The following is a 10,955-nucleotide window of genomic DNA, read 5'->3' on the forward strand; positions in this document are numbered from 1 at the left end:
GACGCCCGCCCTCCGTGAGGTGACGCCCGGCCGCCGTGAGGTGACGCCCGGCCGCCGTCACTCCCCCGGCGCCGCCGGCGGGGTCGGCTTCGTCCAGGGCCAGCGGAGCTTCGGCTTCTGGCCGTCCGGGGCGTAGACGTACTTCCAGCCCCGCTGGAGGCCCAGGCGCTTGGAGTAGCCCGCCGGGACCCGCTCGTAGAGCAGCACCGTGGGGGCGCCGCCGTCCGGGGCCGGGACCGGGATCTCGTACCACTTGGACGGGTGGCCGGTCGGGCCGAGGAGGATCGGCAGGCTCCGGCCGTCCATCGGACCGCCCTCGAAGGGGGTGGGTTGGCTTCTCACCCCTCCAGTCTCACAGCTTCTCGGGCGTCACGGTCACAGCAGGTGGGCCGCCTCGGAGACCACGGGGATCACCCGCCGGGCCAGGACTCCGACCGGACCGTCCGCCGATTCGAGCGCGAGGGCGGCGCGGGCCGCCGCCGCCGTCTCCGGGTCGGTGGCGGCCGTGGCCGTGAGGAGGGCGATGAACTGGTCCACCAGCCAGTCCCGGAGCGAGTCGGTCCCCGGCTGCTTGCCCTCGTCGATCCAGATCAGCGAGGCGGCCTCCACCGCCGTGATCCAGGTGCGCACCATCATGCGCAGGCGCGGGCCGGGGGCCGGCACGCCGAGGTGGAAGAGGATCGCCTCGGCGGCGGCCCGGCGGATGCCGTCGACGGTGGCGGTGGTGCGGGAGGTTTCGACCACGCTGCCGCCCTGGAGGAGGGCGGAGAAGCCGGCGTCGTGTTCGTCGACGAAGGCGAGGTACCGGTCCAGGGCCCGGGAGAGCCGCTGGGTCAGGGGACCGGCCTGGGGTTCGGCGAAGCAGAGCCGCAGGACGTCGGCGGCCGAGCCGAGGGCGGCCTCGTAGAGCTGTTGCTTGCCGCCGGGGAAGTAGCGGTAGACCAGGGGGCGCGAGACGCCCGCGGCCTCGGCCACGTCGTCGAGGGAGACCTCCTCCGGCGCCCGGTGTGCGAACAACGTCAGGGCCGCGTCGAGGAGCTGGGCCCGGCGCTCCTCGACGCTCATCCTGCGGTACGCCCGTACGGCTGTCATGTCCGCAGGGTAGCCCCACCCCGCGGCCCTGGGGTGAGGGGTGCTCAGGCGGGTTCAGGCCAGGAGGCCCGAGCTCTTCCAGAGCCTGCGGCCTGCTCCGCGCATCACGCCTATGTCGTCCAGGAAGTCGGTGAGCCGCTTGGCTCCGGTCTGCATGACCTCCCGGCGGTGGCCGCTCGCCTTGACCTGGGCGAGCGCCTCGCGCCGGTCGAGGCCGATGTTGTCGTAGACCTGGGGGTTCACGAAGGCCTGGGAGAAGACCCGGGCGGCCTGGCCGCAGCTGACGCGGGTCAGTTCCTGCTCCCAGCGCGGGGCGGTGAGCATCTGGCGGCGCAACTCCTCGCGGGCGTAGCGGACGTGGCGCGCCTCCTCGATGACGTGGATGCGGGTGACTCCGCGCACGAGGGGCTGGACGCGCTCGTCCGGGAAGGTCAGGCGCTGCATCCAGTCGAGGACCTCCTCGCCGAGGAGGGTGCAGGCGAAGGAGCCGGGGGTGGTGGAGACGGTCTTCAGGACGCGGGCGAGGTTGTGGTTGGTCCGGGAGACCTGGTACTCGGGGGCGCCGCCCGTCTTGATCATGCGGGCGAACATCATCGAGTGGCGGCACTCGTCGGCGATCTCGGTGAGCGCGTACCGGACGTGATTGCTGGTCAGGGACTTGTCGTAGATGTGCCGGGTGAGCAGCTGCATCAGGATGATCTCGAACCAGATGCCGAGCGAGCCGAGGGCGGCCGCTTCGTGGCGGGAGAGTTCGATGCGCTGCTCCTCGCCCATCTTCTTCCAGAGCGGGGTGTCGAAGAGGGAGAGCAGCTCGGGCGGCCAGTAGTACTTGCCGTCGATGGGCGGGGCGTCCCAGTCGAGTTCCTTGTCGGGGTCGAAGGAGTGCTTCTCCGAGGATTCGAGCAGCCGCTCGGCGATCTGCTCGCGGTCCTTGAGCAGGCCGAGGGCGTCGCGGAGCTCGGCTCGTTCGGTCACGGTGGTCATGGCTTCGGACACCTCGTCGTCGAGTTACCGGCGGTCACCTCTTATGAGACTGCTTGTCAGCAAGACCGTCAATCCCCCGCACACGACTTGTTGACCGCGCGTCTACCAACGTGTGACGCTGCCAACTGTCCGGTCCCGTAAGGAAGTACGCGGCTACGCCATGCGCGGTTACGTGAGACGAGGGGGCGTCAGTGTCGACGCACGAGCTCTACACCAACGATCCGGGCGAGACCGTCTGGCCGGTCCCCGCATCCGGCAACGCCCGTTTCAGCTGGGAGTACGACGGCGGCCGCGAGCGGCTGCTGGCCCTGTACCAGAAGGGCAAGGACAAGCAGTGGGACGGCGCCAAGCGCATCGACTGGGACATCGAGGTGGACCCGTACGATCCCCTGGGCACCCCCGACGAGGCGCTTCCGCTGCACGGCACCCGGCACTGGGCCAAGCTCACCGAGCGGGACCGGGGCGAGCTGCGCCGGCACTACAGCGCATGGAACTTCAGCCAGTTCCTGCACGGCGAGCAGGGCGCGATGGTGTGCGCGGCGCGCATCGTCGAGTCGGTGCCGGACCTGGACGCGAAGTTCTACTCCGCCACGCAGACCATGGACGAGGCCCGGCACGCGGAGATCTTCGGGCGCTTCCTGCACGAGAAGATCGGGATGCTCTACCCGATCAACGACAGCCTGCAGGGACTGCTCGGCGACACCCTGCGCGACTCCCGCTGGGACATGCCGTACCTGGGCATGCAGGTGCTCATCGAGGGGCTGGCGCTGGCCGCCTTCGGGATGATCCGCGACACCACGAACAAGCCGCTTCCCAAGCAGATCCTGGCCTACGTGATGCAGGACGAGGCACGGCACGTGGCGTTCGGGCGGATGGCCCTGCGCGACTACTACAAGCAGTTGTCGGACGCCGAGCTGCGCGAGCGCGAGGAGTTCGTGATCGAGGGCTGCTACCTGATGCGGGACCGGCTGCGCGGGGTGGAGGTGCTGGAGAACTTCGGCATCTCGCGCGCGGAGGCGGAGGAGTTCAGCGAGCGCTCCGAGTTCCTGGAGCTCTTCCGCAAGCTGCTGTTCAGCCGGATCGTGCCGTGCGTGAAGGACATCGGGCTGTGGGGCGAGCGGCTGCAGAAGGCGTACCTGGACATGGGGGTCTTCGAGATGGGGAACTCCAACCTGGACCTGCTGATGAGCCAGGACGAGGAGATCGCCGAGGCCCTGGACCGGGAGCGGTTCGCGGCCGAGGAGGAGCAGCGGGTGGCGGAGGTCGCGGAGACCATCACGGAGGGCGCGGGCGGGTAGGGCCGGGGGGAAGCCCGGGGGGGGAGGCCCGGGGGGTAGGCCCGGGGACGGCGAACGCGTACGGGGTCACCGGGCGGACAGCGCCGCCTCCATCACCGCCCGGGCGATCGGCGCCGCGGCGCCGTTGCCGCTGATGTCCCCGCGGACGGCCGACGCGTCCTCGACGACCACCGCGACCGCGACGGCGGGCGGCCGGCCGCCCTCGGGCGCGGCCCAGGAGATGAACCAGGCGTACGGGGTCCCCGCGTTGCCGACCCCGTGCTGGGCGGTGCCGGTCTTGCCGCCGACCACGGCTCCGGGGATCGCCGCGTTGCGGCCCGTGCCGTTCTCCACCACCTTCACCATCAGCTGCTGCATCCGCGTCGCGGTCAGCGGGGTCATGGCCCGGCCGAGACTGTGCTGGTCGGCCCGGCGGACCGGGTCGCCGTCGTCCTGGGTCGTACGGTCCACCAGGTAGGGGGCCTTGAGCTCCCCGCCGTTGGCGACGGCCGCCGCCACCATCGCCATCTGGAGCGGGGTGGCCTTGGTGTTGAACTGCCCGATCGAGGACAGGGCCAGCTGGTCGGGGCTCATGTCGGTGTCGAAGTTCGACCGGGACACCCAGGCGGGCACCCGCAGCCCGGCGTCGTTGAACCCGAACCGCCGGGCCGCCTCGGTCATCCCGCGCAGCCCGACCTGTACGCCGATCTTCGCCATGACCGTGTTGCACGACCACTGGATCGCGTCCGCCATCGAGGCGTCGGCGCAGCCCGTGCCCGCGTTCGGCAGCAGGGTGCTGGTGCCGGGCAGCGGGTACGGGTCCGGGGTCTCGGTCGGCGCGTCCACGTCCGTGACCACGCCGGCGTCGAGGGCGGCGGCGGCCGTCACGATCTTGAAGGTGGAGCCGGGCGGGTACGTCTCGCGCAGCGCGCGGTTCAGCATCGGTTTGGCGGGGTCCGCGTTGAGCTTCTCCCAGGCCGCCTTGACCCCCGGCCCGGTGCCGGAGAGCACCGCCGGGTCATAGGAGGGGCTGCTGACCAGCGCGAGGATCCTGCCCGTGGACGGCTCCACGGCGGCGACCGCGCCCCGCTTGCCGGCGAGCCCGGTGTACGCGGCCAGCTGTATCTTCGCCCGGATGGTGGTGGCGGCGTTGCCGCCGCCGGGGCGGCCGCGCGAGAGCTCGTACCAGAGCGGGAAGGCCGACAGTCCGGGGTCGGTGCCGGAGAGGACGGGGTCCTCGGCGCGTTCCAGGAAGCTGGTCCCGTAGGTCTGGGAGGCGAAGCCGGTCACGGGTGCGTAGAGCGGGCCGTTCTTGTACGTGCGCTCGTAGCGCAGGGTCTGGCGGCTGTCCCGGGAGCCGGTGACGGGACGGCCGTCGACGGTGATGTCCCCGCGCGGTTCGGCGTACCGCGCGATGGCGGGGCGCTTGTTAGCCGGGTTGGCGCCGTAGCCGGCGGCCTCCCAGACCTGCACGCGGCCGACGTTGACCAGCAGGGCGACGAGCAGCAGGGCGCAGAAGTACGCGCACCAGCGGATGTAGCGGATCACGCGGCGGCCTCCTCGGCCGGTCCGGGCCTGCGGGCGCTGTCGCTGAGCCGGACGAGGAGGGCGACGATGATCCAGTTGGTGACCACGGAGGAGCCGCCCTGGGCGAGGAAGGGCATCGCCATGCCGGTCAGCGGGATCAGACCGGTGACTCCGCCGGCGATGACGAACACCTGGAGCGCGACGATCGAGGCGAGTCCGGTGGCGAGGAGTCGCCCGAAGGGGTCGCGCAGCGCCAGCCCGGTCCGGAAACCGCGGGCGACGAGGAGCCCGTAGAGGAGCAGGATCGCGGTGAGGCCGACGAGGCCGAGCTCCTCCCCGGCGGTGGCGAGGATGAAGTCCGATTTGGCGGCGAATCCGATGAGGAAGGACTGGCCGTGCCCGAGCCCGGCGCCGAGCAGCCCACCGGCCCCGAAGGCGAAGAGGGACTGGGCGAGCTGGCCGGGGCCGTCGCCGCGCTCGATGGAGGCGAAAGGATTCAGCCAGTCGTCCACGCGGCTGTGCACGTGCGGCTCGAACGTCCCGACCGCGTACGCGCCCACGGCCGCGAGTAGCAGCCCGATGGCGATCCAGCCGATCCGGCCGGTAGCCGTGAACAGCATGATCACGAAGAGGCCGAAGAAGAGCAGCGAGGTCCCGAGGTCGCGCTCCAGGACGAGCACGCCGACCGAGAGCAGCCAGATGGCCAGGATCGGGCCGAGCACCCGGCCGGGCAGCAGCCTCAGCTTCCAGAAGAGGGTGCGCCCGGTGAGGGCCAGGGCGGTGCGGTTCGCCGCGAGATAGGAGGCGAAGAAGACGGCGAGCAGGATCTTGGCGAACTCCCCCGGCTGGAAGGAGAGCCCGGCGAACCGGATCCAGATGTGCGCGCCGTTCACGGCCGGGAAGAAGACGGGCACCAGCATCAGCACCAGCGCGAGGGCGACGGACAGGTACGCGTACTTCTGCAGCACCCGGTGATCGCGCAGCAGCGCGACGGCGACCACGAAGAGCACCACCCCGAGGGCGGACCAGCGCAGTTGCTCACCGGCGGTGGCGTTGCCGGGTGTGGTGACGTCGAGGCGCTGGATGAGGACGAGCCCGAGGCCGTTGAGCAGGACGGCGATCGGCAGCAGCAGCGGATCGGCGTACGGGGCGTACAGCCGGACGGCGAGGTGGGCGACGAGCGCGGCCACGGCGAGGCCGGCGGCGTAGTGGGCGGCGGGCGCGGGGATCCGGCCGGTGGTGGCGAGCCCCACGTAGAGGTGGCCGAGGACGGCGATCAGGACGGCGCCGAAGAGCAGCGACAGCTCGACTCCACGACGCTTGGGTGCGCGGGCATCGGGTGGCGGTGGCGGGGCGGGTTCCGCCACCTTCGCCGTCAGAGCGGTCATACGGGGAAACGTAGCAAGGAGGCGGGCCGTATGTCCGCTTATGTCATAGTGTGCCGAAGAGTCGTCAGAACCGGTCGGAAATGAAGTAGCGGATCAGGAGTCTCCCCACATGGGACCTGCGGAGTTCATCGTCCTGGCCTTTCCGGAAGAACAGCTGCGGGTCGCGGGGGTCGAGGCGGTGATGGGACTGCGCAAGGCCGGGGTCGTGCGGCTGATCGACGGACTGGTGGCCACCAAGACCGCGGGCGGCGAGGTGCTGTCGGCGGAGTTCGACGAGTTCGTCGAACTCCGGGGCCTGCTCGCCCACCGGGAGGCGGCCCCGCTGATCGGCCCCGAGGACGTCAGGGAATCGGCCGAACTGATGGACCGCGGCAGCTGCGCCCTCCTCCTGGTCGTCGAGCACGTCTGGGCCGAGGACGCCGCCATCGCCGTCCGCGCGGCGGGCGGCCGGATCGCCGGAGCGGTCCGCCTCCCGGCCGACCGGCTGGGGGTGGCCTGATGTTCATCCGCCCCATCGGTTCCGTGGTGAACCCCTCCCGGCGCCCCACGGGCCACCCCCTGCTGCGCGGAATCCTGGCGCGCGGAGCCTACGTGTGGGACGCGGCCCAGCACCCGGCGGCGTCGGCCCCGCAGCCCGGGGACGGCAGGGCCCCGGGCACGGCTCCGGCTCCGGCTCCGGGCGCAGGCACGGGCGCGCATCCCGGTCCGGCTCCCTCGCCCCCGACGGCCCCCTCCGACCGCCGGGAGCCCGCTGCCGCCAGCCCGGCTCCCCACACCGGCCAGGGGGTTCCCGTACCGGCCCCTCCCGGGGCCGATCTGACGGACCGCCTGACCCAGCTGGCCGCGCTGGCCCGCGAAGGCCTGCTCACCCCGCAGGAGTTCTCGGCGGCCAAGGCCCGCCTCCTGGCCGGCTGACCTGGCCGGCTGACCTGGCCCGGTCGCCTACTCCTGGGGAAGGCCCTTCAGACCTTCCGGTTTCCGCAGCGCGATCAGACCCCCGGCCGCCCTCACCGCCTTCAGCATCCCCGCCGCGCCGGCCGCCCCCGCCACACCCATCACCCGCGCCGCCGTCCCGACGGCCATCGGTATTCGCGGTCGCCGGGCGGGCCGGCCGGCGACGAGCTCCAGCCCGCCCCCGGACGCCGCCCGGTCGGCGGCTATCGCCACGAGCTCCGTCTTCAGACGCGCCTCGAACGCGGTGGGCCTGCTGCTCATCGTGCTACCTCCAAGTGCTGCGCCGCGGCGGAGGCGGCGGGATCGGCCGGAGTCCGCAGCGCGCGCCGGGCGCGGTGCAGGCGGACCCTGATGGTGGCCTGGGTGACACCGAGGGCCTGGGCGGCCTCGGCCGGGGTGAGGCCGTCGATCACGACCAGGTCGAGCGCGGCCCGCAGTGGCTCCGACAGGGCGGCATGCCGCTCGGCCAGGTCACGGAAGGCCCGCTGTGCGTCTATCCGTTCCTCCAGGGCCGCCACGTCCTGGTCGTCGAGCAGCCTCCGGCCGCTGAGCCGTTGCATCGCACCGCGCTCGCGGGCACCCTCACGGGCGTGGTTCGCCAGGACGTTGCGCGCGATGCCGTAGAGCCACGCGATCGGCACTCCCCTGTCGGGCCGGTAGCCCGCCACGTCCTTCAAGGCGGCGAGGAAGATGTCGGCCGTGAGGTCCGCCGCCAGGTGCGGGTCGGCGACCCGCCGGGTGACGAACCCGAGCACGGCGTCGATGTGTTCCTCGTAGAACGCGCCGAACCCCTCCGGCGTGCGGAGATCCGGCGGCCCGGGATCCGGTGGCCTGCGATCCGGTGGCCTGCGATCCGGTGGCCCGGCCCCCGCCCACCCGGCGCCCTTCCCCCCGCTCGCCGCCCGCGCGCCGCCCGCCCGCGCGGCGCCCGCCTTCGGTCCGCCCGCCTGCGTGCCGCCCGCCCCCGCGCCGTTCTCGTGTGCGCTGTTCACCCGGTCCTCCCCTGGTTCGCGAGGCCCCGTCGGCCCCTCACCCCGTACTTGGCGAAAGCCGCGTCAAGCGTTTCATCGGGTGCGGCCGGCGGACGTACGCCGACCGGGTGAGCGGCGCGGCACGGCCGCCCCGGGTGGGCGATTTGTCATACCGCGCATGGCAGCATCGGCCGCCAGGAGGTGACCCCATGTCACGACGACGCAGACGTCGGCTGCTTCGCGCCGCGTGCCTCGCCGCAGCCCTCGTCACGGCCGGCCCGCTCCCCGTCACCCACGCCGAGCCCACCGCCCCCGTGGCACCGGAAACGCCCTCGGCGCCGGAGACCCCCGCGGCACCGGACACCCCGGACACCCCCACCACTCCGGGCGCCCCCGACCAACCCGCGGAGCCCGTCGGGGTCCTCCTCACCCGCCTCCAAGGCCTCTACCAGAGCGCCGAGCAGGCCACCGAGGCCTACAACGCCGCCGAGACCGCCCTCACCTCCCGGCAGCGCGAGGAGAGCCGGCTCAGCACCGAGCTCGGCAAGGCCCGTACCGCCGTCACCGAGGCCCACGCCATCACGGGCCGGCTGGCGCGCGAGCAGTACAAGGGGGCCCGCGGGTTCTCCCCGTACGCCCGGATGCTGTTCGCCGGGACCCCCCAAGGGGCCCTGGAACAGCGCCGGGTCGCGGAGCGCGAGGGGGCCCGGCGGGCCGCCGCGCTGGAGCGGCTCACCCGGGGCGAGAAGAAGGCCGACCTCCTCGCCACCGCGGCCCGCAAGGCCCTGGACTCCGAGCAGAAGCTGGCCGCGGAGACCAAGAAGCGCAAGGAGGAGGCCGCCGCGCAGCTCAAGGAGGTCGAGCGGATGCTGGCCTCGCTCAGCCCCGCCCAGCTCACCGAGCTGGGCACCCGCGAAGCCGAGGAGACCGCCACCGCCCAGCGGGAGCTGATCGGTTCGGGGAAGCTGGGCAGTGCAGGCCCGCAGCTCCGCACCCCCACCGCGGCCGGCGGCACGGCCCTCACCTACGCGGCCGCCCAGATCGGGAAGCCGTACGTCTGGGGCGCCGAGGGTCCGGCCTCCTTCGACTGTTCGGGGCTGACCTCACAGGCCTGGGCGCACGCGGGCCGCGAGATCCCCCGGACCAGTCAGGAGCAGTGGGCCCGGCTGCCCAGGGTGCCGCTCGACGAACTGCGCCCCGGCGACCTGGTGGTGTACTTCCCGACCGCGACCCACGTGGCCCTGTACGTCGGCGACGGCAAGGTCATCCAGGCACCCCGGCCGGGCGCGAAGGTGAAGGTCTCGCCGATCGCGGCGAACCCGCTGCTCGGCGCGGTACGGCCGGACCCCGACGGGGCGCCGCTGCGCGCCTTCACCCCGCCGCCGCTGCCCGAGGGCGCGACGGCGGGCGACGACACGGGTTACTCGGAGGCCGGGGCGCCGCAGACGTCCAAGGAATCCGAGGTATCCGAGGAATCCGAGCGATCCGAGGAATCCGGGAAGTCCTAAGCGCCCGAGGCGCCCGAGGCTCCCGAGACCTCCGCGAGGTAGTCCGCCGCGTCCTCGGGGTCGTAGAAGTACGCGTCGAAGTCGGCCGGGTTGTCGAAGCCGTTGGCGAATCGGTCCGCCACCGGCTGGAGCTGCCCGGCCGCGCCGATCAGGTTCAGCACGTGCTCCGGCGGGACGCCGAGCATGGCGTTCGTCCACTGGGTGGCGGGCTTGCCGCTGGTGAACCAGTACTTGTCGAAGGTCGCCTTCATCCACGCCTCGTCGAACGGGTTGTCCCCGTGCATGAGGATCGACGAGAGGTACGAGGCCGCGCACTTGGCGGCGGAGTTCGAACCCTGCCCGGTGATCGGGTCGTTGGCGACGACCACGTCCGCGACGCCCAGGACCAGCCCGCCGCCCGGCAGCCGGCCGATGGGGTTGCGGACGACGGGGGCGTAGCGCCCGGCGAGGGTGGCGCCCGCGTCCGTCAGCTCCACCTTCGTCGCCCTCGCGTACTCCCAGGGCGTGAACTTCTCCATCAGTTCCAGCGTCAGCGCGAGGTGGTCCGCCGGGTCCTTCACTCCGCCGAAGACGTCCAGCGGCCCGCCCGGGATCCCTTCCCAGAACAGGATGTCGGCCCGCCCGGAGGTGGTCAGCGTCGGCATCACGAACAGCTCGCCGGCGCCCGGGACCAGGTTGCAGCGCACGGCCTCCGTCTCCGGGTGCTCGGGGCGCGGCGCCAGCCCGTGCACGTACGACACGGCGAGCGCGCGCTGCGGGGCGTCGTACGGGGAGCGGGCCGCGTCGCGGGCGAACAGCGAGACCAGCTCGCCCTTGCCGGCCGCGACGAGCACCAGGTCGTACGTGCGGGAGAAGAAGTCCAGGTCGGAGACGGACGCGCCGTGGATGACGAGCTGGCCGCCCCGCTGCGCGAAGGTGTCGAGCCAGCCGGCCATCTTCACGCGCTGGTCCACGGACTGGGCGAAGCCCTTCAGCTTGCCGAGCCAGTCGATGGGGCGGCCGGCGTCGGGGGCGGAGACCGAGACGCCCAGGCCCTCGATCTTCGGCGCCTGCTGCTCCCAGAAGTTCAGCTGGAGGTCCCGCTCGTGCTGGAGCGCCGTGTCGAACATGCACTGGGTGGACATGACCCGCCCGGTGCGGATCTCGTCCGCCGTCCGGTTGGACATGAGGGTGACCTCGTACCCCTTCGCCTGGAGTCCGAGGGCGAGCTGGAGACCGGACTGGCCGGCTCCGACGACGAGTATCTTGCGCATG

12 protein-coding genes are annotated in these 10,955 nt (G+C 72.5%); 4 read left to right on the forward strand and 8 right to left on the reverse strand.

The window, feature by feature from the left end:
• Positions 1 to 57: 57 nt before the first annotated feature.
• Genes OG730_RS14075 through OG730_RS14085 form a run of 3 tightly spaced genes read right to left on the reverse strand, consistent with a single transcriptional unit; the run spans position 58 to position 2,076 of the window.
• Positions 58 to 342, reverse strand: a complete 285-nt coding sequence (locus OG730_RS14075) for a DUF8847 domain-containing protein (RefSeq protein WP_327304561.1) — start codon at positions 340 to 342, stop codon at positions 58 to 60.
• Positions 343 to 375: 33 nt separating this feature from the next.
• On the reverse strand, positions 376 to 1,092 hold the full coding sequence (locus OG730_RS14080) for a TetR/AcrR family transcriptional regulator (protein WP_327304562.1): 717 nt from the start codon (positions 1,090 to 1,092) through the stop codon (positions 376 to 378).
• Between the two features lie 54 nt (positions 1,093 to 1,146).
• Positions 1,147 to 2,076: an AurF N-oxygenase family protein gene (locus tag OG730_RS14085; protein WP_327304563.1), complete on the reverse strand. Its 930-nt coding sequence runs from the start codon at positions 2,074 to 2,076 to the stop codon at positions 1,147 to 1,149.
• Positions 2,077 to 2,267: 191 nt separating this feature from the next.
• Here OG730_RS14085 and OG730_RS14090 point away from each other — a divergent pair, with 191 nt between their 5' ends.
• Positions 2,268 to 3,374: a ferritin-like domain-containing protein gene (locus OG730_RS14090; protein ID WP_327304564.1), complete on the forward strand. Its 1,107-nt coding sequence runs from the start codon at positions 2,268 to 2,270 to the stop codon at positions 3,372 to 3,374.
• A gap of 66 nt (positions 3,375 to 3,440) precedes the next feature.
• Here the strand turns inward: OG730_RS14090 and OG730_RS14095 are convergent, their stop codons facing one another.
• Together OG730_RS14095 and OG730_RS14100 are read right to left on the reverse strand one after the other, a co-directional pair.
• Positions 3,441 to 4,901 carry a penicillin-binding transpeptidase domain-containing protein gene (locus tag OG730_RS14095; protein ID WP_327304565.1) on the reverse strand — a complete coding sequence of 487 codons (1,461 nt, stop codon included), beginning with the start codon at positions 4,899 to 4,901 and terminating at the stop codon, positions 3,441 to 3,443.
• Positions 4,898 to 6,268, reverse strand: a complete 1,371-nt coding sequence (locus OG730_RS14100; RefSeq protein ID WP_327304566.1) for an FtsW/RodA/SpoVE family cell cycle protein — start codon at positions 6,266 to 6,268, stop codon at positions 4,898 to 4,900. The genes OG730_RS14095 and OG730_RS14100 overlap by 4 nt, the downstream gene beginning before the upstream one ends.
• Before the next feature lie 109 nt (positions 6,269 to 6,377).
• Between OG730_RS14100 and OG730_RS14105 the strand changes: the two genes are divergently transcribed.
• Positions 6,378 to 6,767 (forward strand): DUF6325 family protein, encoded by a 390-nt coding sequence (locus OG730_RS14105; RefSeq protein ID WP_327304567.1) that lies wholly within the window; start codon positions 6,378 to 6,380, stop codon positions 6,765 to 6,767.
• Positions 6,767 to 7,183: an SHOCT domain-containing protein gene (locus OG730_RS14110; protein WP_327304568.1), complete on the forward strand. Its 417-nt coding sequence runs from the start codon at positions 6,767 to 6,769 to the stop codon at positions 7,181 to 7,183. Before OG730_RS14105 ends, OG730_RS14110 begins: the two co-directional genes overlap by 1 nt.
• 27 nt (positions 7,184 to 7,210) lie before the next feature.
• Here OG730_RS14110 and OG730_RS14115 read toward each other — a convergent pair whose 3' ends face one another.
• The gene (locus OG730_RS14115) at positions 7,211 to 7,483 is read right to left on the reverse strand and encodes a hypothetical protein (RefSeq protein ID WP_327304569.1); all 273 of its coding nucleotides are present in this window, start codon (positions 7,481 to 7,483) and stop codon (positions 7,211 to 7,213) included.
• The gene (locus tag OG730_RS14120) at positions 7,480 to 8,214 is read right to left on the reverse strand and encodes an RNA polymerase sigma factor (protein WP_327304570.1); all 735 of its coding nucleotides are present in this window, start codon (positions 8,212 to 8,214) and stop codon (positions 7,480 to 7,482) included. The genes OG730_RS14115 and OG730_RS14120 overlap by 4 nt, the downstream gene beginning before the upstream one ends.
• Before the next feature lie 188 nt (positions 8,215 to 8,402).
• Here OG730_RS14120 and OG730_RS14125 point away from each other — a divergent pair, with 188 nt between their 5' ends.
• Positions 8,403 to 9,701, forward strand: a complete 1,299-nt coding sequence (locus tag OG730_RS14125; RefSeq protein ID WP_327304571.1) for a C40 family peptidase — start codon at positions 8,403 to 8,405, stop codon at positions 9,699 to 9,701.
• On the opposite strand, the gene OG730_RS14130 is transcribed toward OG730_RS14125, so the two are convergent.
• Positions 9,698 to 10,954: a styrene monooxygenase/indole monooxygenase family protein gene (locus OG730_RS14130; RefSeq protein ID WP_327304572.1), complete on the reverse strand. Its 1,257-nt coding sequence runs from the start codon at positions 10,952 to 10,954 to the stop codon at positions 9,698 to 9,700. The genes OG730_RS14125 and OG730_RS14130 overlap by 4 nt on opposite strands.
• Position 10,955 lies beyond the last annotated feature (1 nt).

Source organism: Streptomyces sp. NBC_01298 (genome assembly GCF_035978755.1).
Lineage (GTDB): Bacteria > Actinomycetota > Actinomycetes > Streptomycetales > Streptomycetaceae > Streptomyces.

Bases quoted from the DNA above. Each gene is read 5' to 3' on its own strand.
- OG730_RS14080 (WP_327304562.1), bottom strand. From the start codon at position 1,092: ATGACAGCCGTACGGGCGTACCGCAGGATGAGCGTCGAGGAGCGCCGG.
- OG730_RS14085 (WP_327304563.1), bottom strand. From the start codon at position 2,076: ATGACCACCGTGACCGAACGAGCCGAGCTCCGCGACGCCCTCGGCCTG.
- OG730_RS14100 (WP_327304566.1), bottom strand. From the start codon at position 6,268: ATGACCGCTCTGACGGCGAAGGTGGCGGAACCCGCCCCGCCACCGCCA.
- OG730_RS14105 (WP_327304567.1), top strand. From the start codon at position 6,378: ATGGGACCTGCGGAGTTCATCGTCCTGGCCTTTCCGGAAGAACAGCTG.
- OG730_RS14110 (WP_327304568.1), top strand. From the start codon at position 6,767: ATGTTCATCCGCCCCATCGGTTCCGTGGTGAACCCCTCCCGGCGCCCC.
- OG730_RS14115 (WP_327304569.1), bottom strand. From the start codon at position 7,483: ATGAGCAGCAGGCCCACCGCGTTCGAGGCGCGTCTGAAGACGGAGCTC.
- OG730_RS14125 (WP_327304571.1), top strand. From the start codon at position 8,403: ATGTCACGACGACGCAGACGTCGGCTGCTTCGCGCCGCGTGCCTCGCC.
- OG730_RS14130 (WP_327304572.1), bottom strand. From the start codon at position 10,954: ATGCGCAAGATACTCGTCGTCGGAGCCGGCCAGTCCGGTCTCCAGCTC.